The 24,777-nt window shown below is 57.4% G+C and carries 25 protein-coding genes; 3 read left to right on the forward strand and 22 right to left on the reverse strand.

Annotated elements, in window-relative coordinates; genetic code table 11:
- Positions 1-140 precede the first annotated feature (140 nt).
- From CLG94_RS12305 to CLG94_RS12405, 20 genes are all read right to left on the reverse strand, one after another.
- Positions 141-1,541: an alpha/beta fold hydrolase gene (locus CLG94_RS12305; protein ID WP_107563945.1), complete on the reverse strand. Its 1,401-nt coding sequence runs from the start codon at positions 1,539-1,541 to the stop codon at positions 141-143.
- Between the two features lie 645 nt (positions 1,542-2,186).
- Positions 2,187-2,753: a Zn-ribbon domain-containing OB-fold protein gene (locus CLG94_RS12310; RefSeq protein WP_107563947.1), complete on the reverse strand. Its 567-nt coding sequence runs from the start codon at positions 2,751-2,753 to the stop codon at positions 2,187-2,189.
- A 34-nt stretch (positions 2,754-2,787) separates the two neighbouring features.
- Positions 2,788-4,098 (reverse strand): thiolase C-terminal domain-containing protein, encoded by a 1,311-nt coding sequence (locus CLG94_RS12315; protein WP_107563949.1) that lies wholly within the window; start codon positions 4,096-4,098, stop codon positions 2,788-2,790.
- 280 nt (positions 4,099-4,378) lie between these two features.
- Complete coding sequence (gene icmB / locus CLG94_RS12320; protein ID WP_107563951.1) at positions 4,379-4,786, reverse strand: coenzyme B12-dependent isobutyryl CoA mutase small subunit; 408 nt, start codon at positions 4,784-4,786, stop codon at positions 4,379-4,381.
- Positions 4,787-4,866: 80 nt separating this feature from the next.
- Positions 4,867-6,561, reverse strand: a complete 1,695-nt coding sequence (locus tag CLG94_RS12325; RefSeq protein WP_107563953.1) for an acyl-CoA mutase large subunit family protein — start codon at positions 6,559-6,561, stop codon at positions 4,867-4,869.
- Between the two features lie 192 nt (positions 6,562-6,753).
- Positions 6,754-8,730, reverse strand: coding sequence for a heterodisulfide reductase-related iron-sulfur binding cluster (locus tag CLG94_RS12330; RefSeq protein ID WP_107563955.1), 1,977 nt, complete (start codon positions 8,728-8,730; stop codon positions 6,754-6,756).
- Between the two features lie 102 nt (positions 8,731-8,832).
- Positions 8,833-9,822 (reverse strand): electron transfer flavoprotein subunit alpha/FixB family protein, encoded by a 990-nt coding sequence (locus CLG94_RS12335; protein WP_107563957.1) that lies wholly within the window; start codon positions 9,820-9,822, stop codon positions 8,833-8,835.
- A gap of 151 nt (positions 9,823-9,973) precedes the next feature.
- On the reverse strand, positions 9,974-10,774 hold the full coding sequence (locus tag CLG94_RS12340) for an electron transfer flavoprotein subunit beta/FixA family protein (protein WP_107563959.1): 801 nt from the start codon (positions 10,772-10,774) through the stop codon (positions 9,974-9,976).
- Between the two features lie 117 nt (positions 10,775-10,891).
- Positions 10,892-12,031 (reverse strand): acyl-CoA dehydrogenase, encoded by a 1,140-nt coding sequence (locus tag CLG94_RS12345; protein ID WP_107563961.1) that lies wholly within the window; start codon positions 12,029-12,031, stop codon positions 10,892-10,894.
- 84 nt (positions 12,032-12,115) lie between these two features.
- Positions 12,116-12,898 carry an enoyl-CoA hydratase/isomerase family protein gene (locus CLG94_RS12350; RefSeq protein ID WP_107563962.1) on the reverse strand — a complete coding sequence of 261 codons (783 nt, stop codon included), beginning with the start codon at positions 12,896-12,898 and terminating at the stop codon, positions 12,116-12,118.
- Between the two features lie 155 nt (positions 12,899-13,053).
- Positions 13,054-13,371 (reverse strand): HigA family addiction module antitoxin, encoded by a 318-nt coding sequence (locus tag CLG94_RS12355; protein WP_107563964.1) that lies wholly within the window; start codon positions 13,369-13,371, stop codon positions 13,054-13,056.
- 18 nt (positions 13,372-13,389) lie between these two features.
- The gene (locus CLG94_RS12360; protein ID WP_107563966.1) at positions 13,390-13,683 is read right to left on the reverse strand and encodes a type II toxin-antitoxin system RelE/ParE family toxin; all 294 of its coding nucleotides are present in this window, start codon (positions 13,681-13,683) and stop codon (positions 13,390-13,392) included.
- Positions 13,684-13,948: 265 nt separating this feature from the next.
- Entirely contained in the window at positions 13,949-15,598 is a 1,650-nt protein-coding gene (locus CLG94_RS12365) for a SagB/ThcOx family dehydrogenase (RefSeq protein WP_161954175.1), read from the reverse strand.
- 244 nt (positions 15,599-15,842) lie between these two features.
- A complete protein-coding gene (locus CLG94_RS12370; protein ID WP_107563970.1) occupies positions 15,843-16,532 on the reverse strand; it encodes a VIT1/CCC1 transporter family protein in 690 nt (229 codons plus the stop codon).
- Between the two features lie 279 nt (positions 16,533-16,811).
- Entirely contained in the window at positions 16,812-17,204 is a 393-nt protein-coding gene (locus CLG94_RS12375; RefSeq protein ID WP_107563972.1) for a DUF8785 domain-containing protein, read from the reverse strand.
- A gap of 365 nt (positions 17,205-17,569) precedes the next feature.
- Positions 17,570-18,073, reverse strand: a complete 504-nt coding sequence (locus CLG94_RS12380) for a hypothetical protein (protein ID WP_107563973.1) — start codon at positions 18,071-18,073, stop codon at positions 17,570-17,572.
- Between the two features lie 82 nt (positions 18,074-18,155).
- Entirely contained in the window at positions 18,156-18,539 is a 384-nt protein-coding gene (locus tag CLG94_RS12385) for a hypothetical protein (RefSeq protein WP_107563975.1), read from the reverse strand.
- A 255-nt stretch (positions 18,540-18,794) separates the two neighbouring features.
- A complete protein-coding gene (locus CLG94_RS12390) occupies positions 18,795-19,895 on the reverse strand; it encodes an alkene reductase (RefSeq protein ID WP_107563976.1) in 1,101 nt (366 codons plus the stop codon).
- 759 nt (positions 19,896-20,654) lie between these two features.
- On the reverse strand, positions 20,655-20,756 hold the full coding sequence (locus CLG94_RS14085; protein ID WP_432264771.1) for a hypothetical protein: 102 nt from the start codon (positions 20,754-20,756) through the stop codon (positions 20,655-20,657).
- Positions 20,757-20,963: 207 nt separating this feature from the next.
- A complete protein-coding gene (locus CLG94_RS12405) occupies positions 20,964-22,250 on the reverse strand; it encodes a glucose-1-phosphate adenylyltransferase (RefSeq protein WP_107563978.1) in 1,287 nt (428 codons plus the stop codon).
- A 98-nt stretch (positions 22,251-22,348) separates the two neighbouring features.
- Between CLG94_RS12405 and CLG94_RS12410 the strand changes: the two genes are divergently transcribed.
- A complete protein-coding gene (locus tag CLG94_RS12410) occupies positions 22,349-22,792 on the forward strand; it encodes a class II glutamine amidotransferase (RefSeq protein ID WP_107563979.1) in 444 nt (147 codons plus the stop codon).
- A 43-nt stretch (positions 22,793-22,835) separates the two neighbouring features.
- Here the strand turns inward: CLG94_RS12410 and CLG94_RS13355 are convergent, their stop codons facing one another.
- Complete coding sequence (locus CLG94_RS13355; RefSeq protein WP_161954176.1) at positions 22,836-23,000, reverse strand: hypothetical protein; 165 nt, start codon at positions 22,998-23,000, stop codon at positions 22,836-22,838.
- Positions 23,001-23,271: 271 nt separating this feature from the next.
- Positions 23,272-23,499, reverse strand: a complete 228-nt coding sequence (locus tag CLG94_RS13105; protein WP_133174721.1) for a phospholipase D-like domain-containing protein — start codon at positions 23,497-23,499, stop codon at positions 23,272-23,274.
- Positions 23,500-23,933: 434 nt separating this feature from the next.
- Between CLG94_RS13105 and CLG94_RS12420 the strand changes: the two genes are divergently transcribed.
- Together CLG94_RS12420 and CLG94_RS12425 are read left to right on the forward strand one after the other, a co-directional pair.
- A complete protein-coding gene (locus CLG94_RS12420) occupies positions 23,934-24,155 on the forward strand; it encodes a DUF433 domain-containing protein (RefSeq protein ID WP_107563983.1) in 222 nt (73 codons plus the stop codon).
- A gap of 63 nt (positions 24,156-24,218) precedes the next feature.
- Complete coding sequence (locus tag CLG94_RS12425; RefSeq protein WP_133174722.1) at positions 24,219-24,539, forward strand: DUF5615 family PIN-like protein; 321 nt, start codon at positions 24,219-24,221, stop codon at positions 24,537-24,539.
- Positions 24,540-24,777 lie beyond the last annotated feature (238 nt).

Below are 24,777 nucleotides of genomic sequence, written 5' to 3' on the forward strand. Positions count from 1 at the left end.
CAATAATAGTGTCTGTCCCTATTTTTACTATTTTTTAATTTTTTACGAGCGTGTAGTTCACTTTATTTTCGATCTCACACTACAGCAACCAGGTGTTGATCGCCAACCCGGAGTTACTGCCCTTCATTACGGCCTGATCTTCACCTTGTTTCGCAGTTTATTGCGGTCTGCTTCTCGCTGCGGCTCGAGATCAGGATCATCTGCTTGACGAATTCGATGACTCGAGGATCGTCGATGTCGTTGTGCTCGTGGATCAGTTGCTCGTCGACGTAGACTACGAGATACGGGTTGCGACCCGCCGAGTTGGTGGTGCGTTCCAGCACCACGTCACCAAACGTGATCTTGCTGCCGGGCGCGTCGCAGACCCAATCAGCTCTGGAGCGCTCGAACATCTGGATGCTGTCGGCGGCGCTGGCGGCCTTGAGTTCCTCACGCTTGCGTTCCTCCGTCGGGTAGAGGTGGTGGGTACGATAGGGTTTGAAATGACCGACGGCGCGGACATTGGCGTCATGTTCGCTGATCGTTTCCGTCTGACCGGTCTCTGCATTTCGGCGCTGGCGATCGTGCGTTTTCTCGAAAATGGTCGAGAACCAGCGCCCGATCGGAAAGGCGTAACGGGTTGCGGCATCGGCCTCGGAGGTCAGCACCAGCACGACCGGCAGTTGTGAGGAGAAATAGGTGCGCCGCTCGGCAGCCATGTCGCTCATCGGTGTAAACAGGTTGGCCTCAAATGCCGGGTTAATCAGTACCACCAGGTTGCCGAATCCCTCGATGTCGCTCTTGCGGCCTGCCGGGCCGGTGGTCTGGACAAAGCGGTTTTCCAGAAACTGGGCCACCGCGGTCTGCATCACCGCGCCGCCAAAGCTGTGGCCGACGACCACGAGTTTGGTGTTACTGCTGCATAGCGTGTCGTCGTTTTTACTGACCGTACGATCGCGGCAGACTATGCTGTCCTTGGTGAGCTTGATATCCTCCAACTGGCTCAGGACCTCGGCGACCCCGCCGTACCCGACTTTCTGGGCGGTGTTTTTGCGGTCCCAGAAGGTGACGTTTTCGAGATATTTCACCGGCAACGAACCGCCGCGCCAGCCGAAGTAGATGCCGACCACCTGGCGGACTGGGGTACCCGTTCTCTTGGCCAGAAGGGCCTCGGCATCGCTCAGGTTGGCCAATACGGCGCGGAAGGTGTTGATATTGGTATCACCAGGCGCGGCGCTGTGCTTCCAGCCGTGCACAAACACCACCATCAGCAGATCGCGGGTACCGGCCCCGGTCTGGAGTGTCGTCAGGACATCGCGCATCTGCCGGCGGTCCCAGAGCTGGCCCTGGTCGTCGAATTCAATGAATCCGAACAGGTAGCTGGAGCCGTTATTGCCTGGCAGTTGTTGCAGCGCGTGGGTTTCACACTCAGGCGTGGGTTTCGGCTCCGGGCTGACGCACACGTCCGGGTGGACGGTACGGTATTTCATGTGCGGGGCGCAGGCCGTCACGGTCAGCAGTGCAAGAACAGTGGTGGCGATTGAGGCGGCTGTTGTTTTCATATTCTTGTGCTCCTTTCCGTATCTCTGGCGCGTCAAGATTGACGCTTGCGGAAATAGTACGCCGGGCCTGGTGAAGAATCAATCCTCCTACACATACGCAAGAGCGGCATACTGTTGAACCATCCGATGCGTGTTGAAAAACTAATATAGAACTAATATAGGGACAGACACTATTTATTGAAATCCTTTCTTGGTCTTCCCCTCTGCTACACGTGTATTACTCATCCAGTTTCCTGCGTACCTCCCAGATGATCCCATCCCCCTTCGCAGTGGTCGCTCTGTCATCGCGTGCATTCGAATCGCTGTCGTTCCGAAAGACCGCCTGGCGATCATTCCCTCGTTGCCTCACAGGATACGGGTGGCCGAATGCAACGGTTTGGGTAATCCGTGGCATGCACGATCATTGCAGCGAACACCACGAATTGTCACGATAGTGTCTGTCCGTATTTTCTATTTTACTATTTTACGATCTGATGCGGGTGAGATCGACGGCTGCGTCGAACATCGCCATGGAAAGGCGGTCATGCCGCTCGTTGCCCGCCGGGTCAGGTCGTGGGCGAAGTACTTCGCGTGGTGAGGGGTGAGGCTCATCGTCGTCGATATCTCAGTCGTCATAGCGTGGTGTTTTTGCGATGCCGGAAACCGCTACGCCGGGACGAAATAGACATCGGTCGGTTTGAACTTGGAGAGGCGCCGGAATTTTGCCCGAACCTTCATCCCGACCCAATCCAGTGAGGGCTTCAGTGGATCGACGCCGAGCAGCCGTGAGAGGAACAGGGTATCGATACCAGGCCACTCCGCCAGGATCAGCACAAAGGGGGTCTCCTTCAGGAACTCCTCGCCCCCGAAGTAACAGACCGTGAAGGTGTGGACCGCGCCGACCTGGGGGAGCTCGAACCAGTCGCACTCGCTGCCGCAATCCATACAGTGCAGCTTAGGCGTCGCGTATTTGTATCCACACTTCGTGCAGACGGTCCCCAAGAGCTTCCCGTTAGCCAAGCCAGCGAAGAAGGGCGAGTCCTGTCCGTAGCTGTGGATGTAATCGATTTGGTAGGACTGCTTGATGATGATGGGGGCCATGGCTTTGAGCTGGGCCAGGTCCTTAGGAAACGGGACATTAAACAGAATCGTCCCGTCGTCGGTCTCTGGCAACGCAACAGACTTTTCCTCGGGTAGCTTCCGACTCAGTCTCCCACGTTTGTCACTCGCCATTGTTTGCTCCCTCCTCCCATGCACCGGCCATGGATCAGACCTTCTCCATGATGCTTACGGTGACGTATGTCCCGGTGCCGGCGTGGCTGTGGATGGCCCCACGTCTGGCGCCCTTGACCTGCAGCCGGTCGTTACCAAAATGCTTTTTGATGCTTCCTTGTAGTTGCCACAAGGCGAAGACCGCCTGCATCAGGCCGGTGGCCCCCACCGGATGGCCGCAGGCGATCAGGCCTCCCGAAGGATTGACGGGAAGCGTTCCGGGCTTCTTGAGCGCAAGACCGTAGTCGAGGTTGGGCAGAAAGGGGTTCCCCTCCTCCGCCCATCGGCCACCCTCCCCGTACTTGCAGAGGCCCATATCCTCGTAGGTCTGAATCTCGGAGGAGGTATAGGCGTCGTGCAGCTCGATGAAGTCCAGCGCCTCAATCGGATTGGTGATCCCAGCCATCTCGTAGGCCAGCTTGGAGGCCATCCGGCCTGCCCGAAATGAATGGACGCCCGGGTACTTGAGACCACGATAGTCGCTGGCCCGCTCATGCGGGAGCAGCAACACCTTACGGTGAGGTCGGTCGGCCATCCGCATCGCGTCAGTCCCGCGACCGATGCCAACAATCTTGGCCGGTTTAAGTCGCTTGCCGCTCGCCTTCTCCAGCTTGCTGATCCCCTCCTCGCTGGCCAGAATCGTGGCTGCCGCCCCGTCGGACATGACGCAGATATCCAGCCGGGTCAGCGGCCAGGCCACCATCGGCGCGCGACGCACATCTTCGATCGTGAGGAGCTTTCGCTTCTGGGCATAGGGATTGTGAAAGGCGTTGTTGTGGTTCTTCACCGAGACGTGGGCCATCTGCTCGACGGTCGTGCCGAATTCCTTCATGTGTCGGACCACCATCATCGCGTAGTAGCCGCTGTAAAAACCGCCCACCGGGTAGTCGAAGCTCACGTCGGAGGCCAGCGCGATAAATTCGTTACCCTTCCAGGTATTCACATGGGACATCGTCTCGAAGCCGTAGGCCACGCACACATCCATGAGGCCCGAGGCCACCGACTTCCAGGCCTCTTGAAAACAGAGGCCGCCGGTGGCGCCACCACCTTCGACCCGGTGGCTCGGCTTAGGACAGAGCCCCAGATAATCCTGCACCATAATGCCCGACATCAACTGTCGCTGAAAATGATCAGAGAAGTAAGATGCGACCGAGCCATCGACGATCTCAACAAACCGGGGATGCTCAAGCCCGAGGTCCTTGAGGGCATAGTCGTACGCCTCCTTCACCATCGGTTGGAAGGTGACGTCCGGCCTGGCCTTGGTGAATTTGCTCACCCCTCCAGAAACCATATATACCGGTCGCATCGAGGCCCCCTTCTTTTGGCGGTGTGACTCAAGTCCAGCCCAATTTGGACGGCTGGAATTCATCCCCTAAGACCAGAGATCTACCTCATGTAGAGTCAAGAGACTACTTCGTCACTAATTGTATAATGAACTACCACTCGGCAAGCCGCTGGGTATCGTCTTCTGTTCGGGCCCGTCATTCCGTGCTTGACACGGAATCCAGCCGGACCCTCTGGATACCGGCTTCCGCCGGTATGACTAACTCGCGGCAAGCCGCTGGGAATGAACCCCCCCAGTGGATTCAACTTTTATTTCTGATGTTCCTTTTCACGCACTCGATCGCTTCGGTCGTTGTCGCGCCGGACGTGAAGATGGCAGTAAGCCCGGCTGCTTTCAGTTTCGGGATGTCGTCGGCGGGGATTGTGCCACCACCAAAGACGAGGATGTCATCGGCCCCACGCTCCTTGAGCAGCTCCATCACCCTTGGGAACAGGTACATATGAGCCCCGGACAGACAGGACATGCCGATAGCGTCTACGTCTTCCTGGATGGCCGCGTTCACGATCATCTCCGGCGTTTGCCGGAGCCCGGTGTAGATCACCTCCATCCCGGCGTCGCGGAAAGCTCTGGCGATGACCTTGGCACCCCGATCGTGCCCGTCAAGGCCCGGCTTGGCGATCAAGATCCGGATCTTTCGGTCCTCTGACATTCGCACGCTCCTGTAACGGCTTCGGCTGCCTCAATCGGGCAGGGACAAGCCCTGCCCCTACACTGAAATCCTCACGCTGGCTAGATGATCGACGACTCTTTGTATTCGCCCCAGGCATCGCGAAAGACATCCATGATTTCGCCCAAGGTCGCGTAGGCCCGAACCGCGTCAAGAATCCTCGGCATCAACAGATCCTTTCCCCACGAGTCGTTCCCGGCGGCAGCCTGACGGAGCGTCTCCAGCGACCGCATCACGGCATCCTTGTCGCGCGCGCGGCGAAGCGCTTGTACGCGTTCGATCTGCCGCGCCTCGGCCTCACGGTCGATGGTGAGAATCGGGATCGGGACCTCTTCGTCTTCTGTAAATCGATTCACGCCAACGATGACCTTCTCACCCCGTTCAATGGCCTGCTGATACGCATAGGCGGCATCGGCGATCTCGCGCTGGGGGAATCCTTTCTCGATCGCCCGGATCATCCCGCCCAGATCCTCGATCCGCCGAAAGTACTCCCAGACCCCTTCCTCCATCTGATTCGTCAACGTCTCGACGTAGTAGGAGCCGGCCACTGGATCGACCGTGTTAGTGACGCCACTCTCGTGCGCGATGATCTGCTGCGTCCGCAGCGCGATGGTGGCGGCTTCCTCCGTCGGGAGCGCCAACGCCTCATCCATGGCGTTGGTGTGCAGCGATTGCGTCCCACCCAGCACAGCCGCCAGCGCCTGGATCGCGACCCTGACGATGTTATTGCGCGGCTGCTGGGCGGTGAGGGAACAACCAGCCGTCTGGGCATGTGTCCGCAGCAACCAGGAACGGGGATCTTTTGCCCCGAATCGCTCCCGCATGATCCGAGCCCACAGCCTTCTCGCCGCCCGAAACTTGGCCACCTCCTCGAACAGGTCGTTGTGGCAATCGAAGAAGAAGGAGAGACGCGGGGCAAACGCGTCGACATCGAGACCCGCTTTGATGGCCTCCTCGACATAGACTATCCCATCGGCCAGCGTGAACGCGAGCTCCTGTAATGCGGTTGCCCCCGCCTCCCGGATATGGTATCCGCTGATACTGACGGTATTCCAACGCGGCAGGTGCTGCGCGCCGAACAGGATGGTGTCGGTCACCAGCCGGACCGAAGGCGCAATCGGATAGATATACTCTTTCTGCGCGATGTACTCCTTCAGGATGTCGTTCTGGAGCGTCCCGCCAATCTCATGGTACGGAACGCCCTGCTTCTCGCAGACGGCGATATACATCGCCCACAAAACTGAGGCGGGCGAGCTGATCGTCATAGAGGTCGTGACCTCACCGAGCGGAATCCCCTCGAACAGCGTCTCCATGTCGGCGAGCGAATCGATGGCCACGCCGCACTTGCCCACCTCACCGGCTGAAGAGGGGTGGTCCGAATCGTATCCCATCAAGGTCGGCAGATCGAAGGCGGTGGATAGCCCCATCTGGCCCTGCTCGAGCAGATACTTGAACCGTCGGTTGGTTTCGTCGGCGGTGCCGTACCCGGCGAACATCCGCATGGTCCAGAGCTTGCCGCGGTACATCGTCGGCTGAACCCCGCGCGCGTAGGGGTATTCGCCGGGAAATCCAAGCTCTTTCGCGTAATCCCACTCGGGCAGGTCGGCCGGGGTGTAGAGGCGCTCTACCGGGGTCATGGACGCGGTGGTGAAGCGTTCGGCCCGTTCAGGGGTCTGGGCGAGGGCGGGCTTCAGCGTCTCGGCCTCCCACCGCGCCTTCTCTTCCTCGATCCGCTTCAGATCTTTCTGCTCGGACATGTCAGTCCATCGTCAGCGTTCATTCGCCAGCGACCAGGGCATTTCGAACTTCGGACCTCACACCCGGAACGGGCGCAGCAAGCGGCGCCCCTACGCAGCCTACACCAAACCCCCCGTTCCCCCCTTTCGTAAAGGGGGGTTGGGGGGATTTGCACCTCGCACCCCCGCTTTTGCAGGGGCAGGCTTCGCACTTTACATATCCATACTTTGCGCCATCAGCTCTGCTACGTCAAGCGGTCTGGTCCGCCCTATCGCATCCTTGACCTTCAGCGCGTCCTCGAACATGATCAGGCAATAGGGACAGGCGCTCGCCAGCACCTGCGGCTCAAGGGCCAGTGCCTCTTCGGTCCGTTCCCAACTTACGCGCTTGCCGATCTTCTCCTCAAACCACATCAACCCGCCCCCCGCACCGCAGCAGAAAGCGCCCTCACGACATCGGTCCATCTCCTTGACCACAAGCCCAGGGATCGCACCAAGAAGTTGCCTGGGTGGATCGTAGATACCGTTATGTCGTCCGAGATAGCAAGGGTCATGGAACGACACGACGCCATCTATCGGCTTCTCTGGCCGCAGGCGCCCCTCCTTCACCAGGTCGGCCAACATCTGCGTGTGATGGACGACCTCGTAACTGCCTCCCAGCTTGGGGTATTCATTCTTGAGCGTGTTGAAACCGTGCGGGCAGGTAGTGACGATCTTCTTGATGCCATACCCGTTCAGGATGGCGATATTCTCTTTAGCCAGCGCCTGGAATAGGTACTCGTTTCCGATCCGGCGGGCCGGGTCACCCGTGCATCGCTCCTCTTCCCCCAGGATCGCGAAATCGACTCCGGCGCGTTGTAGGAGCTTCGCGAAGGCCGCCGCCACTTGCTGATTCCGCTCATCAAAGGCTGCGGCGCAGCCGACCCAGTACAGTATCTCCGGTGGACCGTTCTCGGCCACGGTCTTCACGCCGAGCCCCTTTGCCCAATCGGTCCTGGAGGCCGACGTACCACGGAACGGATGGCCCCGCTCCTCCAGACTCCGCAGGGCCTGCTGCATCGTCTCCGGAAAGTTGGCCTCCTCCATCACCAGATGGCGACGCATCTCGATGATCTTTGGGATCGGCTCGATGAAGATCGGGCACTCCTGATGGCAGGCGCCACAGGTGGTGCACGCCCACAGGACGTCGTGGGAGATCACCTCACCGACCATCTTTCTGGACTCATCTCCGTCGGCAACCAGGCGCATGTGATCTCGCAGATCGATGATGACGCCTTTAGGGGTCAGTGGCTTACCGGTCGCCCAGGCCGGGCAGGCCTGTTGACAGCGGCCACACTCGGTGCAGGCCTCGAGGTCGAGGAGATCTTTCCATGTAAACTGGTCAATCGCTCCAGCGCCAAAATGCGCAGCTCGATCCAGGTCGATCGTCCGCAGCACCCCGGAGCCCTCCTGGTTCTTCAGCAAGATGTTGGCGGCAGCAGACGTGACGTGCATACCCACCCCATAGGGGAGAAGAGCGATGAAGGTGAAGGCCATGGCGGCATGGAACCACCAGAGGACTTGATGGAGGGCAACCTGCTGGGTCTGTTCAGTCCCGCGAAACAGGACGGATGCCAGCCAGCCGCCAGGCGACCAGCGCCCCCATGGATCTGCCGTGGCCGCGATCCGAAGCCCCTCAATCAGAAACCCGGTCACCAGGCTGATGAGAAGCAGTGCCAGCAGAGCGTCGTAACTCTTGGCCTTACGAGGCAGCAGAAGCCGATCGGGTTTAAGGCCATAGCGCCGGGCGAGCGCCATCAGCACGCCGACAATGGCCACCAGCCCGAACAGATCGACGGTCAGCGACATGAAGTAGAGGTAGAAGCTCCCGCGCAGAGTCGGGATACCGAGATAGTCCTGGAGGGCCACGAGGCAGGTGGCGATAAAGAGGATGGCAAATCCCCAGGAGATCGAGCGGTGGAGCAGTCCTGAGAGCGTGTCCTTGGCGATTCGCCGCTGCAAGACGGCATCCTCTACAACGCCTTTGAGCCGGTCCCACATACTACCCAAGACCGCAGCAGGCTCCCCCATGAGTATCATGCGGGTATGCCGGTAGATGCCGTAGAGCCAGACGACCAGGAAGGGAAAGAACAGCAGGTACAGGAACAGGTGCCCCGGGATGTTCCAGTAGATCTCGCGCATGGGGATCATGGCAGCACTATTGTACTCCAAATCCCCACGCGCCCCCCTTTTGTAAAGGGGGGATGGGAGGATTTCGTACCTCGCGCTGCAACCCTCGAATCTCGAACATTTTTAGCTTTTCGTTAATTCCCGGCAGCGTTCGATCAGCGTGGTCGCCACAGCTTTCCAGTCGCCGACAATGCCAAACTGAGCCACCTTAAAGATCGGTGCTTCAGGATCAGTGTTCACCGCCACGATATGCTTCGAGCCGGATATCCCGGCAACGTGCTGGGTCGCGCCGGAGATCCCGAAGGCAAGGTACAGCTCCGGACTGACGTTCCTGCCGGTCTGGCCTATCTGCCAGGATGGCGGTACCCATCCGGCATCGGTTGCGGCCCGCGAGGCGCCAATTGCGCCCCTCAGGACCTGTGCCAGCTCCTCAAGGACTCTGAACCCTTCCGGTCCGTGTACACCCCGCCCACCGCTCACTACGATCTTGGCATCCCCCAGGTTGATGCCGGTCGCCTCTTCCTGGACCTTCTCGATGAGGCGGGTCGTAAGTTGCGAGGCTTCCAAAGCGACATCGACCCGGATTTCCTCGCCGGTCCGGCCCTCCTCCTGCGTGGCCGGCTCTAGTGTCCGGAGCTTGGCCGTTGCCACGACCGAGTTCACGCGAGGCCGCACAACCGCCATCGCCTTCCCCCCGTAGGTTTGACGCGTAAACTGCAGCCGGCCGGATGCCTGGTCCAGGTCGAAATCGATGAACTCCGCAACAAAGGTGGCCTGGAGCCGATAAGCCAGGCGCGGGCCCAGCTCGCGCCCCATCACATCGCCAGGCAGCAACACCACGGTCGGCTGTGCGCGCTCGCAGATCTGATGCAGGGCGAGTGTATACGCATCACCTTGGTACCCTTCGAGTAAGGGGTGCTCGGCGCGATAGACCTGATCAGCGCCATGCGCGAACAGCAGTGGGACGTATGCACCGACCTCTGTTCCCAGGATGGCTGCAGCCACCGGCTCGGCCAGCTTCTCTTTCAGCCTTCTCGCGCCTGCTAACAGCTCAAGCGTATTTCGTGTGAGCCTGCCGTTTTTCGTTGTAGCTAATACCAATGTGCCGGGCATCCATCTCCTCGCAAAATGCAGCAGTCAGCGGTCAGCGGTCAGCACGATTAGAATGAACATCTGCGCCAACACCTCACCGATGCGATTGCCGCCTGTTTTTGAATCTTCGTATTCACCCTGAAAGCTGACGGCTGATAGCTGAACGCTGTTATTAAATCAGCTTGATCTCGCGCAGCTTGACCGCCAGGTTCGCGGCTTTTTCCTCCGGCGTATTCCCCTCGATCATCTCGCACCTGGACTCCTTGACCGGGATATAGACATCGGTGATCTCGACCCTGGCTGCGCCGGCGCCGATCTTCTCCAGGTCAAGCCCAAGATCCGCTGCCTTCCAGACGGGGATCATCTTCTTGGCAGCCGCCATAATATCTTTCAGTTTAGCGTAGCGGGCGGTGTTCGTCTCGTCAGAGCTGATGGCGGCAAGGAACGGGGTCTTGGCTTCGATCAGTTCGTACCCATCCTCGACCACTCGACGGACGACCACCTGTCCATCCTTTACCTCGATTCGGGTCACATATCCGACGTACCCGATCCCGAGCTCCTCGGCCAGGAAGCCAGGGACAGCCCTATCAGCCCAATCCCCCGACTCACAGCCGGTCAGGATCAGGTCATATGCGCCTGCCTTGCAGATCGTTTTCGCCAGGACATGGGCAATCCCTTGCTGGTCTGACCCCGCGAGAAGCGGATCATTGACCAGGATTGCCTCGTCGGCGCCCATCGACAGGGCGCTTTTCAGCGCTGCGATCGTCGTTGCCCCTCCGACGCTGATGGCCGTCACCTTGGCGCCCTGCTTCTCCTTAAGTTTGATGGCCACCTCGAGGGCATTGGCGTCGTAGGGGCTGATGACCAGCGGGTTATTCCCCTGGACCTGCCGCTTGGTCCTGGGATCGATCTTAAACTGACTCATCGGGACCTCAGGATCGATAATCTGCTTGATGCACACAATGATGTTCATATGGTTGGGTTCACCGTTCAACGTTCAACGTTCAAGGTTCAAGGTTCAAGGTTCAAGGTTCAAGGTTCAAGGTTCAAGCCACGTGAGGGCGCCCACGAGGGGCGCCCCTACGCCGCGTCAGTTCAATAATTGGTGCGCGATCACTAAGCGCTGAATCTCGGACGTGCCCTCGTAGATCTCGGTGATGCGGGCGTCGCGAAACAGCCGCTGAGCCGGAAAATCATAGAGATACCCGTAGCCACCGTGAATCTGGAGCGCCTTCGTGGCGGCCCGGTTGGCGGTCTCCGACGCGAAGAGCTTCGCCATCGCCGATTCCTTGGTATACCGAAGACCCTTGTCCTTCAGCCAGGCCGCCCGATAGGTGAGCAGCCTCGCCGCTTCGATCTGTACCGCCATATCAGCGATCATCCATTGAATAGCCTGAAACGACGCAATCGGCTTATCGAAGGCGACCCGCTCCTTGGCATACCTGATCGAGATGTCCAGCGCAGCCTGGGCGATCCCCACCGCCTGCGCTGCGATACCGATCCGGCCGGAATCAAGGCTGACCATGGCGATCTTGAATCCCTGCCCCACCTCGCCCAACAGGTTATCCGCAGGCACCCGGCAATGCTCGAAGAGCACTTGACAGCAACTGGTGCCCTTGAGCCCCAGTTTTTTCTCCACCCTCGTAATGGTGAAGCCCGGCGTGCCCTTTTCCACCAGGAAGGCACAGACCCCTTTGGCCCTAAGACTGCGATCAACCGTGGCAAAGACCAGCGCCAGATCAGCCTCCAAGGCATTCGTGATGAAGTTCTTCGTCCCGTTCAGCACAAAGACGTCACCGTCCCTGGCAACAAGGGTTTGCTGGGCCGACGCATCCGATCCGGCGCCAGGCTCGCTCAGCGCGAAGCAGCCGAGCAGCGTGCCACTGGCGAGCGGCGTAAGATACCGCTGCTTTTGGGCCTCTGTCCCGAACTTGTACAGGGCATCGGCAATCAGCGAGTTATTGACCGACATGATGACGCTGGTCGAGGTGCAGGCCCGAGCGATCTCCTCCATCGCGATAGCGTAGCACACGTTGTCCGCCCCGGCGCCGCCGTATTCCGTGGGGATCGCCACGCCCATCAGCCCGAGCTCCCCCATCAGCTTGACCGTCTTCTGTGGGAAGATCCCCTCTTCATCCACCTGCTTGCTGAGCGGCGCGACCTCTCTGGCAGCGAAGTCGCGTACCATCTCCCGGAACAGACGTTGCTCCTCAGTCAATTCGAACTTCATAACCTGTCTCCGCGCACCGCTTCTCGTAGGGGCAGGGCTTGCCCTGCCCTTGGGGGCGCAGCAAGCGGCGCCCCTACATAAATCCTATTTCCCCTTAAAATTGGGTGGACGTTTCTCCAGGAAGGCGTTCACGCCCTCGGTCTTGTCCTCCGTGGCAAAACAGAGCGCAAATAGCTTACCTTCATAGGCGAGTGCGCGCTCCAGCGCCATGTCATACCCATCCTCAATGGCCTCCTTGACTGCCTTGACTGCCAATGGAGCTTTAATCGCCAGCTTGTCGGCGAGCTTCCTCACCTCAACCATCAGTTGATCGGCAGGAATGACCTTGTTCAGCAGACCAAGACCCCAGGCCTCCTGCGCTCCAATCATCTCGCCGGTCAGCACGAGCTCTTTCGCACGTTGCTTGCCGATCAACCGCGCCAGACGTTGCGTTCCCCCGCCGCCCGGGATGATCCCCAGGTTGATCTCGGGCTGGCCGATCTTGGCCGCATCTGACGCGTAGACAATATCACACGCCATCATCAGCTCACAGCCGCCACCCAGCGCATACCCGTTCACGGCCGCGATGACCGGCTTTGGCAGCCGCTCAATCTGCAGGAAGAGCCGCTGGAGGCGCTGGACGAACATCCAGGCATCCGTCGGACTCATCGCCTTAAACTCGGTGATGTCGGCCCCGGCAGCGAACGCCTTATCCCCTGCACCCGTAATCACCACCACCCGGACGCTCGGATCGTCCTGGATCTGCCGCACGATCCGCTCCAGCTCTTCGACCATCATCCCATTGATCGCGTTCAGCGCCTTTGGGCGATTCAACGTGATAATAGCGAGGCAGCCCTCAATCCACAGGTCAAGCGTCTGGAAGCCCATGATCACCTCCTATTCCATTCAGGACAAGATCGATGACCCCATCGGTCACGGTTGCAAGATCGTACGTTTTCAAGTTCCAACGCTTCAGGGACCAGATTGCGCACCGCTTCGGTGTCCAGTCGCATGGTTGGGATATTTGCATGAATAGAGACGGTTTAGACGTGAGCTAAGGCAGGTAATCTTTTTATCTTTTTTATTTCCTTCGCAGTTGATGAGTGGGTTACATGATATAAATCCCACGCCAACTGCAAGTTTAGCCAAAACTGTGCCTCCATGCCGAATAGTTTCTCCAGCCGAAGTGCTGTGTCAGGGGTGATCCCCCGTTTCCCATGAATTAGTTCATTAACGCGAGGATATGAAACTCCGAGCCTTACCGCCAACTCGCTCTGCGTTATTTTAAGAGGTTTGAGAAACTCCTCCAGCAGCATTTCGCCGGGATGTGTAGGCGGACCAGATTTAGGTATGCGTACCATCCTCTTCTCCTTCATTCTTCAGTGGTAATCGATAATCTCGATGTTTTCTACGCCATCATCAGTCCACACAAAACATACGCGGAATTGATCGTTGATCCGTATGCTGTACTGCCCCTTCCGATCATCCTTAAGGGCTTCCAGAAGATTTCCCGGTGGGATTTTCAAAGATTCGAAGGACATGACCCCATTAAGTTGATCGAGCTTTCGCTGTGCTATTCGCCAGATTTGCTGAGGACAGGCCTGCCTGGCTTCTCTAGTGTTTTTCCTGTCAAAGATATCCTCTGTGCCCTTGTCACGAAACGATTTTATCACAAGACATCCTCATCGACTTAACTCATCACGATATTAGATTATAACGGATACCGTTATATATGGCAACAGCTCTTTCGCTGTCACCATTAGGATTGTCTGCGCGTTCAATCGGGATAAGGATGGGCCTCACGGTCTCTCATTGACTCTGCCCGCTGCTGACTTCTGCAACGTGGTCAGGTCGCCTCTCACCCCCCCTGGTCCCTGCGGGACGCGTTGCAGATCTCCCTGGGAAAAACACAGAACTTTCGATGCGTAGACGCCGGATTTATCCCGCAGCCTCGCACTCTTCCCCAGAGGGGGTAGCGGAGGTGAGGTGGGCATAGGGGGACCAGGTTTGTAGGCGCTGGTCTTCTACAGGGGTGCCGATGGTGAAATGGTAGAGGGTTTGGAATTGGTTGTCTTTGAGGCCCATGAGGTTGTGGACCGCGTCGTCGAAGAAGCAGCCGATGCCGGTGGCCCGGAGTCCGTGGGCTTCGGCTTCGAGGTAGAGGACTTGGCCGATCATGCCGGTTTCCCAGTAGAGATGCCGATAAAGGTAGGGGGCTTCTTCAACGCTGCGCCGAAAGTCCGCGATCATCCCCAGGGAGAAGGCGCTGTCTCCGGCAATGTCCTGTTGACAACTCACCGCTGTCGCTTCCCGCATGAAAGGGCCTTCCGTCAACAGAAATAACGGCAAGCCTTCCTTGGCTCGTTTCCATGCAAATTCAGGACGGCATGCGGTTTTGAGGCGTTCAAATCCAGCCTCGTCGCGCAGGAACATGTAGAGGCCGGGCGCGAGGCCGAGAACGCGATGCACGAATAGAAGCAGGTGCACGCGGACGGGGCCCAGCTTGAAATCAAATGGGACGGTATCTTCGCGCGGTAGAGTTTTGTCCAGCATAGTGAGGAACTGCGATTCGGAGATGCTCGTGGCTCCGTCAAATGCCAAGGCACTTCTCCTCTGTCGGATGATGTGGGCGGCCCGGATCCGGGACTCGTCCCCCGGGAAGAATGGACGGTGGGGAGCGAGCCAGTGTTGTGTGGGCGTTCTTGGTTTGGGGGCGGCTTCGGCGATCTCCGAAATAATTTCCCAGTCTATATGATCCTCGCTTAGGCGGTTGGGCCGGCCTTGGAAGGGAAGTCCCACGATTTCGCTGATGAGTTCAGGGGGGAGGTTGGCGGGAATATCCTTCACGTTTGAAGGGTGCGCGTAGCAAAGGATTTCGGGATGCTCCGCCTCCCCCTCAATCCAAGTCGTCTGGGTTAAACCGAGCACCGCCGCGACGTCTTCATCCGACGCTTCGCTTAAATACGTGATCTTCCATCCCAAGAGGTTGGCGGCGAAACCGGCTGCGGCAATGGCGTGGCCTAAGTCGTGGTTACAATAGCGGAAAGCCCTCTCCCCGTATTTCCATGCTTCGCGCCAGAAAATACTGGTCAGGCCGAAGAGGAAGCCGTCCACGGCGAAATGATTTGTGAGGCGCGCGCAGACCTTTTCCGGAAATAGGGCCCTGGGTTCCAGCGCGTGGAGGTAGGGGCTGTAATGAAACACTCCCGGCTCACCGGCGATGTTGCCCAGGGTCACCACGTAGCCTTCCGTGGGGTGGAGGTTACCGCTGGAGGGGTTCATGCGAAGCGCCCATTTATTGCCGCCCGCGGACTTCCAGGCGGAAAGACCGAGCGACAATTCCAAAAAGAGTGACAGGTTTTGGAGGGAGAAATCCCGGACGGGATTGTCTTCTCTTCGGTACAGGTCCATATGAGCGGCGCCAAGGTCTTTTTCCGTAAATGGCAGATTGAGCCGCGTGAGGCCTTCATACCATCGGAACGGATTGGGTTGGTTCGCCCAATCCATGTAGCCTAGAGACCTGGCTTGGCGGTCATAGTGGTGTTTTGTTTCTTCGTGGTACCGGGTGACAGCATCAACGTCGTTCAATTCGGCACCGACCTTCTCATTCGATAGCATGCTCAACAATGAGATTACAAGATACGGGGAGCAGCCGCGAAGCGGTCGGTTTCGTGCCCATGGTTCTCCCGGATCGTAACGACGGGAAGGGACACCGGCGCGGCGAAGCCATGTCCGAGTTGATGCCTTGGTGATCAGCCGATGCAGGCAAATCGAAACAAATGGCCACTGTCCCTATTGCACTGAGGTGTCGCGTTCCTTGACCCCATAGATCTCAAGCGGCTACCCCAAAAAGGGCGCCAACTCCAGTGGTCAATGCCATTGCCAAGGCCCCCCAAAAAGCGATGCGCGCGACAGACGCAATCACGGGTGCGCCCCCTGCGCGTGCAGACAAGAAGCCCAACACTCCAAGAAAGAAGAGTGAGCTACCTGCGACACCCCACATGAGTGCAGAAATTGGAAACAAGAGAACTATCAGAAGCGGCATGACCGCGCCAACGGCGAACGTACCCGCCGAGACTAATGCGGCTTGCACTGGTTGCGCGGCCATTGTGTCGGATATACCCAGTTCGTCTCGTCCATGTGCGGCAAGCGCGTCATACTTCATTAACTGACTAGCAACGTTCGAGGCCAGCGTCTCATCCAGCCCACGCTTCACGTAAATGGACATCAATTCCGCGTGTTCCTGCGCTGGGTTCGCAGCCAGTTCTTTGCTCTCCCGAGTCAGATCCGCGCGCTCGGTATCGGCTTGTGAACTGACCGAGACATATTCGCCGGCAGCCATTGACATGGCGCCAGCGACAAGGCCGGCAACTCCTGTAACCAAGATGCCATGAGTGCCTACGCCTGCTGCCGCGACGCCCAAGATAAGGCTGGCAGTAGAAACGATACCGTCGTTCGCGCCAAGAACAGCGGCGCGGAGCCAGCCTGTTCGGTGTGTTCTGTGTATTTCACTGGGGCTCATAGCGTCTACCGCGTAATGGATAAGTTCATTGCTACTCCCAACGTGTGGCTGAGCGGCGGCGTTTACGCCATCCAAATGGTCACCGTCCCTATTTTAGTAAGCGATCGGCGGTGAGCGGCTCTGTCACCAGTCCGCTTCATCGGCTGGTTGGGCAGCTATTCGAAATCTTCACGATGTGGGGTCGCAGAATGGAAACCGCCTCGTGCCATTCCATGGGTTCATTCTCCTCCAAGTCTGCCCAACAGATATTAGCCGCCACTCCTTACACAGACTCGATGATTACTCAATCACCTTCACGCCATCTACAAAATAGTCCGTTTCTCCATCCCACACCATATTCTTTATGATCTGTTGATAATGAAGCGATACTTGCTTGCCTTCTAATTTCATCAGGATGTCTGCTGTCGCATTATCGCGTACAGAGAACGCCCAGATACTGTTCACTTGTGCCGTATTTGGAATATTGCCCATACCGCCAATGTTCAGCTCGCCTTCGTAGGTTTTAAACACATATCCCTTTTTCGAAAACTTAATCAGCACCCCTGCTCGGCTACCTTCACTGTAGGTATAGTTGAAAATGAGAAAAGTGCTGACGACTCCCGCAATCACTATTGCCAGCACAATGAACATCCATTTTTTACCGGACGATTGTTTTGATACCGTATCAGCCATGTTGTTGTTTTCTTTCGATGCTAAACCAGCGTTTCATTTGAACACTTCAGATAGGATATTGATATAGGGACAGACACTCTTTATTGAAATCCTTTTTTGATCTTCCCCTCTGCTACACGTGCCTTATTCGTCCAGTGTCATGCGCGCCTCCCAGATGAACTCGTCTCTTCGCAGTAGTCGCTCTGTCATCGTGCGCATTCGTATCTCTGTCGTGCCGAAAGACTGCCTGGCGATCATTCCCTCGTTGCCTCACAGGATACGGGTGGCCGGATACAACGGTTCGATCAATCCGTAGCGGGCACGATCATGACCGTACACACCACGAATTCCACGATACGCGTGCGCGTGTCTGTCCCTATGTTCCATTACGCAGATGCATCCGTATCACTATCAAGACCTCTCACCTTCTCATCACCATGATCATCGTCATCCCCAGCATCATCTTCCTCAAACGGTGTACCAGGAAAATCATCATCTGAGAGTATGGGTGGTGCATCAGAGTTAAACAACGCCATAATCCATACATCCTTATTATCTGAGTCGAATATAAAGGACACACCTTTGCCATATCGTTCTCGTAATGTCTTTAATACCGGGTGCGTGGAACGGACTTTCTGGAAGAAGTCTGTTATAGCATCGTGCTCTTGTTTCTCCAGTTGTTCAAGCTCCAATTCAACGTGTTCCAAGGCGAGTTTGGCTTTCTTTGCCATAAACTCCGCATGGTCGGCAAGACGCTGAGATTTTTCCAGTGCAATATCGGTCATTGTTTGGCATTTAGCACGAAGCATCATAATCTTGGAATGGTCCATGAGGGAATCTGGATCGGTCACTGGTATACGCATGGGTTCTTTGAGCAATGCGACTTTCATGGTGCCTCCTTTAAATGGCGATAGAGGTGGAAATGGTCTTGGGGATAGTCCTGGAAATGGTTGGTACCGGGTATGGCGCTCCTTATTTTATTAATTTCGTCGATGTGCAGCACGTAGAATCGAGATGGCACGACCAGGCAGCGCCAATTTGTTTGTGCAAGGCGCGGGTCTCCAGAGGTGATGACAACAAACGGGAAACACGCGGGATGGAAAACATCACCGTATCTGGAGCTACTCCGGCAGGCAGTTCGATTTCCACCGTCATTTCCTGGCCGTCGATGACCGGCAACCAGTACGTCCGCGCTTCATCGCTTGTGTCGCCAGCGGCACGATTGCGGGCGAGGGTTTCCATGATCTCCTGGCCTGAGACCTCGAACACTTGCTCCGAGCGTCGCGTCAGGGCGGGCGGGTCGGCCGCCAGCGATTCCGCGAGCTTCAGGCGCACGAGGTCGTGGGATATTGTCATCGTCAGAAGGATACGCTACGCCACATCGGTCCTGAAGGGAAGGACAATTCTGTCGGAGGACCGGCTGGCTTCCGGCACGAGCACCCACGCGATGCCTCGTTGATGGCCTCCGCACGCCGGGAAGTCATCGCGACTCCTCCGCCCGCGCCAGCAGCGCGGCAAAGCCGTGTCAGAGTTGATGCCCTGGTGATCAGCCGACGTAGGTGAATCTACACAAATGGTCGCTGTCCCTATTTCCAGCAACTGCGGGATACCTTATGCGGAAGAAGAGGGGTGATATGGCGCATAGTCCGTATATCCTTCAGGCCCAGATGTATGCCATCGCGACATATCTTCAGCAGGGTTGACAGGCCAATTATTCCGGAATCGTTCGGGTAAGTCAGGATTTGTGATAAAAGGTCGGCCAAAGGCGATCATGTCTGCATGGCGTGCTGCGATGCGCTCTTCTGCTGTTTCTTTGGTATAACCGCAGTTTCCAATAATGATGCCGTGAAACAGTGGCCTGAATTCCGCTAAGGTCATCTGTACACCTTTCCCATGAAAACCAAAAGCCAGCCCATCCATGATATGCAGATAACCAAGTTTCAATGCATTTAACTTTTCGGTAGCATAAAGATACGTCTGCCTAAAGTCATCACTGCCCATATCATTAAACGCGCCGTTTGGCGAGATGCGGGCCCCGACCTGTTCCGGCGGCCAGACCTCAAGCACCGCTTCCAGCACTTCTTTAAAAAAACGGAATCTGTTTTCAAGACTGTCACCATATTGATCGTCGCGGTGATTGGTTTGCGAATCAAGGAATTGATTGATCAAATAGCCATTGGCGCCGTGCACTTCTACCCCGGAAAACCCGGCGGCCTTGGCATTCTTTGCCGCCTTACGGTAATCATTCACGGTGGTCTGAATGTCAGCCAATGACAGTGGTCGTGGAGTTTCATATGGCTTATTGCCGAGAGGGGTGCGGATGTGATCACCGTTCAGCTTCACAGCAGAAGCGGAGACAGGAAGGTCACCATGATGGAAATCACTGTGCGAGGCCCTACCGCAATGCCATAGCTGAAGAAATATGGGCGTGCCTGTTGGTGTGACTTTGTCCGTGACCTTCCGCCAGCCCTCGACCATCTCATCAGTAAAGATTCCCGGAGAGTCAATCCAGCCAATGCCCTGTTGTGAAATCACTGTCGCTTCGGTTATCAGAAGCCCGGCACTTGCTCGCTGGTAATAATGCTCTGCCATAAGATCATTCGGCACGCGCTCCTTACCAGCACGCCCCCTTGTCAGCGGTGCCATGACGATGCGGTTTTTCAGGTGCAGTGTGCCCATTGAGAGTGAGTCAAATAACCTGCTGCTTTTCATGTAATCTCCTACTCTTAGTCTTTGCGCTATAGATCTTTGCAGGAGAATGCGGGGCTGAGCCGGCCTAAGCGGCCGCATCGCGTGCCGCCACGTTGATGGATGGGTGAGGCGCCATCACTGCCAACAACGCGGTTCAGGAATTACACTTCTAAGAGGACACACCCTCCATCTGTTGTGAGTGATCCGTGAAGTTCGCCAGGCGGGCGAGTCGCGTCATGACCGGCATCACGCCATACGCCCAACGCGTGGTCATACAGACGGCCGCTGAGCCTACACACGTCCTCCGAGTAGGGATGAGTTTTCCTCCACGTGGAGATGTATCGGTATCCAGTAGGACGCGTGTCGATCGTGTGTATTCACCGGTTATTGGGTCGATGCTGAGCGTACGTTCCTCGGCCATTCCTTCGAGCCCCTTGATTGGCGTCTACCGTGTCCGGCGTTCTGTGCTCAGGGTGTTGCAGTCGATCATCGTAGATTTCGTCATTCCATGCCCGGTATGTCAAGGAGATGGCGCCGAACAGCGAGCATCACCGGCGCGGCGACGCCGTGTCCGAGTTGATGCCCTGGTTATCATCCGATGCAGCTGAATCTACACAAATGGTTGCTATCCCGATTTTACGTGGATCGGCGTGTACCGCCGCCTCGGCCTTGCCGGCGGCTTAGAGGACGTCCGGCTATTCGGACTCCAGGAAGGCGAACTGGCTCATGTCCCCAGTACCGGGATGTCGCGAGTTTGTCGCAAGTTGTGTCGCAGCTCCGTCACGGATCTCCCACGAGCTTCTGATGGCATGATGTGCAGAAGTGACGGCGCTTGCAGGAGAATGCCAGGAGATATTCATGGCCGCGATCCTTGCATTTCACACGGGCAAAGCCGTTGCGCAAATCGCCGCAATCCCAGGTAACGGAATATCGTCTGCCCTATTTCAGGTGGCAGATACCCCAAGCGGGCGTGATACCGCTCCTCGTGTACCCGCTCCAGTTCCTCGAAGAAGTCCTCTACGCATCGGTAATAGTCCGATAATCTGGGATTGCGCGGGGTGTAGAGCGCAGATCACTTGTTTTCCACCCTCACACTACCGTGCCGGCGGGCACGATCGCCCCCTTCGACACAACCAGGATGCCGTCGACGATGGCGATACCGTCGCGCACATGGCCGTTGGGCTTACCCACCGGGTTGAGCGTGACGTTGTCGCCGATACGGGCGTTCTTGTCGATGATAGCGGTGCGGAAGTGGCAGTTGCGGCCGATGCCGATATTGGGGATACCGTTGGCGGCGTTGGCCGCGAAGTCGACATCCGACTCGTAGTAGTCGGCGCCCATCATCACCACGTCCTCAAGGTCCACTCCTTCGCGCAGTACCGAACGGATACCGACCACGCAACGTTTGATGTGCGCCTGACTGATGATGCTTCCGTCGCCGATGATGGCATGGTCGATCGTGCAGAGGTTTACCTTCGTCGCCGGCAAATAGCGGGCGTGCGTGTAGATCGGATCGATCTGGGTGAAGAAGTTGAACGACGGCAGCGGATGGGCGAGCTGGAGGTTGGCCTCGAAGAAGGCGCGCACGGTGCCGATGTCCTCCCAATACCCCTCGAAGAGGTGGCTGAAGAGGCGCTTCTTGCCGAGGAGACCGGGGATGATCTCCTTGCCGAAATCGGTCATGTTGTTGTCGAGCGCCTCCTGCAGGACTTCGCGTTTGAAAACGTAGATACCCATCGAGGCCAGGCAGCGTTTTTCGGTGGAGCGGGTCTTGAGGAGTTGCTCGATGGCGGGGCTGACGGCGAGGCTCTGGATCACCTCCGGGTCCTTGGGTTTCTCGACGAAGGAGTCGATCGAGAGGTCGTCATGTACGCGCATCAGGCCGAGGCCTGCGATGGCGGAGGTCGGCAGCGCGATGGCGGAGATCGTCACATCGGCGGCAGTACGGATATGCTGGTCGATGATCTGGCGGAAATCCATCCGGTAGAGCTGGTCGCCCGAAAGCACGAGCACGAGATCGTGCGGGTAGGTGCGGAAATGGGTGAGGTTGCGCCGCACAGCGTCGGCAGTGCCCTGATACCAGTCGGTGGTCTTCTCGGTCTGCTCGGCCGAGAGGATGTCGACGAAGCCGCCACCGAAGGGGTCGAAGTTATAGGTATTCTGGATATGCCGGTGCAGTGACGCGGTGTTGAACTGCGTGAGCAGGAAGATCCGGTTGATGCCGCTGTTGAGGCAGTTGCTGATCGGGATATCGACGAGGCGGTATTTGCCGGCGAGCGGCACCGCCGGTTTGCAGCGTTCCTTGGTTAAAGGATAAAGCCGGGTGCCCCGGCCGCCGCCCATGATCACTGCCACTACTGGAGAACGTGTTATCATTTTTTCCGCGAAAGTGTGAAGCCGAAGGGTCTCGGGCAAATGCCTTGCGCCGACGGTAGCGCAGGCAACAGCATCGTAAAACTAAAAACCCGGACATTATGTGCGGTATCGTCGGCGACGTAGGCACACAACGTGCGGTCAACATCCTCCTCGAAGGCCTCACGCGCGTGGAGTACTGCGGCTATGACTCCGCCGGTGTCGCCGTCCGGGGGAAGGGGCAGATCGCGGTGGTCAAGAAGATCGGCCGCGTCGATACCCTCGCCAAGCTCGCCGCCCCGCGCACATTCCGCGCCACCACCGGCATCGGCCACACCCGTTGGCCCACCCACGGCGACGTGACCGACGCCAACACCCATCCCCACCTCCGCTCCGACGGCACGTTCGCCCTCATCCACAACGGCGTGATCGAGAACTACGTTGGCATGAAGCGTTTCCTCATCGAGAAGGGCGTCACCTTCCAGTCAGAGACCGACACCGAGGCGCTCGTCAACCTCTTTGATAGGAATGTGCTTTTTGAGTTGAGAAGATACCACCCGAAATAAGAGTGCGTCAAGAAGATGCCTGCCCACGTCATCCGCACACGCGTCATGCGGCATCCTCATATTCCGGCACGTAGTGAGCCTCTTCATATTCACCCACCTGACTATCGGCGTACACGAGCAGCGGGTCTGCTTCCTCCGTGACCGGCGGCCCTCTTCCTCGTTGCGGCTGTCGCTTCGGAATCGGCGTGCTTAATATAGAGACAAACACTCTTTATTAAAATCCTTTGGGTCTTCCCCTCTGCAACACGTGTATGACTCGTCCAGTATCCTGCGCACCTCACAGATGAACCCGTCTCTTTGCAGCAGCTGCTCTGTCATCGTGCGCATTCAAGGCTCTGTCGTTCCGAAAGACCGCCTGGCGATCATTCCTTCGTTGCCTCACATAATACGGGTGACCAAACGCAACGGTTCGGGTCATCCGTGGCATGCACGTTCATGACCGCGAATACCACGAATTGTCACGATACTAATGTCTGTCCCTATTTTAATCGCTTCGCGCAAGGTTTCTTATGGCGGACGGTGCATCCCCACCAGAAGTCGGCAGCAATGGCCTTCCCCCCCGGACCATTTCTCAATGTAAGAGTCGAGCTGCTTCCCCCGCGAAGGTTAAAGTAACTTACGCAGAAGTCGGCGCGGTCGGCCACCTCAATGGTCTGTTGCAGTACCGGCAGGAGCGATTGCTCGATGTTGTCTAATATCCTAGGCATCGAAGAGGGAGGATGCTCGCTTCAGGCAACGGTGACAAAGACAGGGGAACCTCTGGGTAAGCTGTGCGTCTCGCAAGGAGCGGGGGAGCCCCCCCAAGCCCTCGGGACGGCAGCTAGGCGGGCGCCGAAGGCGAGATGCAGAGAGCGGCAGGCAACGACCGAAGACAGTCAGGCCGGAGGGGAACTGGCGTGGTAACGCCAGCCACGAAGCCATAACGTTTAGCTCGAAAGAGGGAGAGTCTTCCGCAGGCAATCTCCCGTTGACCGTGATTGATGATATGCGTATCATCGGAGCATTCCGTTAAGGATGTGCGCCACGCAGAACGAAGGTGGACATTTTCGCTTCTCACTTTCTTCGAGCGGTGCACGCAAGATAACCTCGGCGGAGAGGCAATCCAGACAGTCGAGGTGAAGCAGGCACGGGAGGTGAAACTATGGAAGACCGGATCAGCGTGGACCCCAAGGTCTGCAGCGGAAAGCCGTGCATCCGCGGGACTCGCATCATGGTAAAGAACATTCTCGGAATGCTCGCAGGGGGGTACACGATCGAGAAAGTGCTCGAAGCCTACCCGGATCTAACTCGCGAAGACGTGGCGGAAGCTCTCAGCTATGCTCGCCAAGTAATCGACGAGGAGAAGGTTGTCCAGCGTGCCTGAGCCGTTCGCGGTCCTTTTCGATCAGAACGTACCCCAAGCTGTCGCCCCACGTGGCTTCGCGGATTGCGGCCTTCGTGGGACGTGCACCACGCGACCGAGGTAGGTCTGGCCGGGAGGAGTGACCGTGAAGTCTTCGACTGGGCTCAGGCGTGTCAGGCGATCATCATCACATTCGACGAGGACTTCGCGGACCAGCGATCCTTCCCAGTTGGAGCACACTATGGTGTTGTTCGGCTTCGGGGGTGGCCCACGACGATCGAGGAGACTCAGGACGCACTCGAGCGCCTCCTGGTAGAGGTTTCCACCAGTGAACTTTCGGGTTCACTGGTGATCGTTGGTCGTACTCGCATCCGCGTCCGGCCCAGCTGGCCAGGCATGTCATAGCCAAGAATACGCAGGGACAGCGCTGCGTCGGGCAGGAGTCGAGATACAAACTGGGCCACTCGCGGAAAACAGCATTGTTGTCCTTTCTGTTTTAACAATCTCATAAAATATTGGCTCTTCGCGTAATCGAGTGGGTGAATTTAACATGAAATCCTCTGTAAGCCTTGTGGCATCTGGTAAAATCCGGTCTGCACCCCTTGCAGAAAACGGGAGGATTTCTCAATGGCTATTTCAACCA

It is taken from the genome of Candidatus Methylomirabilis limnetica, assembly GCF_003044035.1.
GTDB lineage: Bacteria > Methylomirabilota > Methylomirabilia > Methylomirabilales > Methylomirabilaceae > Methylomirabilis > Methylomirabilis limnetica.

What these genes read in the sequence shown, in the direction of transcription:
- CLG94_RS12355 (WP_107563964.1), bottom strand. Translation starts at nt 13,371, where the DNA reads ATGGTACGCATACCTAAATCTGGTCCGCCTACACATCCCGGCGAAATG.
- CLG94_RS12315 (WP_107563949.1), bottom strand. Translation starts at nt 4,098, where the DNA reads ATGCGACCGGTATATATGGTTTCTGGAGGGGTGAGCAAATTCACCAAG.
- CLG94_RS12345 (WP_107563961.1), bottom strand. Translation starts at nt 12,031, where the DNA reads ATGAAGTTCGAATTGACTGAGGAGCAACGTCTGTTCCGGGAGATGGTA.
- CLG94_RS12380 (WP_107563973.1), bottom strand. Translation starts at nt 18,073, where the DNA reads ATGAAAGTCGCATTGCTCAAAGAACCCATGCGTATACCAGTGACCGAT.
- CLG94_RS12350 (WP_107563962.1), bottom strand. Translation starts at nt 12,898, where the DNA reads ATGGGCTTCCAGACGCTTGACCTGTGGATTGAGGGCTGCCTCGCTATT.
- CLG94_RS12340 (WP_107563959.1), bottom strand. Translation starts at nt 10,774, where the DNA reads ATGAACATCATTGTGTGCATCAAGCAGATTATCGATCCTGAGGTCCCG.
- CLG94_RS12310 (WP_107563947.1), bottom strand. Translation starts at nt 2,753, where the DNA reads ATGGCGAGTGACAAACGTGGGAGACTGAGTCGGAAGCTACCCGAGGAA.
- CLG94_RS12325 (WP_107563953.1), bottom strand. Translation starts at nt 6,561, where the DNA reads ATGTCCGAGCAGAAAGATCTGAAGCGGATCGAGGAAGAGAAGGCGCGG.
- CLG94_RS13105 (WP_133174721.1), bottom strand. Translation starts at nt 23,499, where the DNA reads ATGCCTAGGATATTAGACAACATCGAGCAATCGCTCCTGCCGGTACTG.
- CLG94_RS12370 (WP_107563970.1), bottom strand. Translation starts at nt 16,532, where the DNA reads ATGAGCCCCAGTGAAATACACAGAACACACCGAACAGGCTGGCTCCGC.
- CLG94_RS12375 (WP_107563972.1), bottom strand. Translation starts at nt 17,204, where the DNA reads ATGGCTGATACGGTATCAAAACAATCGTCCGGTAAAAAATGGATGTTC.
- CLG94_RS12420 (WP_107563983.1), top strand. Translation starts at nt 23,934, where the DNA reads ATGGAAGACCGGATCAGCGTGGACCCCAAGGTCTGCAGCGGAAAGCCG.
- CLG94_RS12335 (WP_107563957.1), bottom strand. Translation starts at nt 9,822, where the DNA reads ATGCCCGGCACATTGGTATTAGCTACAACGAAAAACGGCAGGCTCACA.
- CLG94_RS12385 (WP_107563975.1), bottom strand. Translation starts at nt 18,539, where the DNA reads ATGACAATATCCCACGACCTCGTGCGCCTGAAGCTCGCGGAATCGCTG.
- CLG94_RS12330 (WP_107563955.1), bottom strand. Translation starts at nt 8,730, where the DNA reads ATGATCCCCATGCGCGAGATCTACTGGAACATCCCGGGGCACCTGTTC.
- CLG94_RS12410 (WP_107563979.1), top strand. Translation starts at nt 22,349, where the DNA reads ATGTGCGGTATCGTCGGCGACGTAGGCACACAACGTGCGGTCAACATC.
- CLG94_RS12305 (WP_107563945.1), bottom strand. Translation starts at nt 1,541, where the DNA reads ATGAAAACAACAGCCGCCTCAATCGCCACCACTGTTCTTGCACTGCTG.
- CLG94_RS12405 (WP_107563978.1), bottom strand. Translation starts at nt 22,250, where the DNA reads ATGATAACACGTTCTCCAGTAGTGGCAGTGATCATGGGCGGCGGCCGG.
- icmB (WP_107563951.1), bottom strand. Translation starts at nt 4,786, where the DNA reads ATGTCAGAGGACCGAAAGATCCGGATCTTGATCGCCAAGCCGGGCCTT.
- CLG94_RS12390 (WP_107563976.1), bottom strand. Translation starts at nt 19,895, where the DNA reads ATGAAAAGCAGCAGGTTATTTGACTCACTCTCAATGGGCACACTGCAC.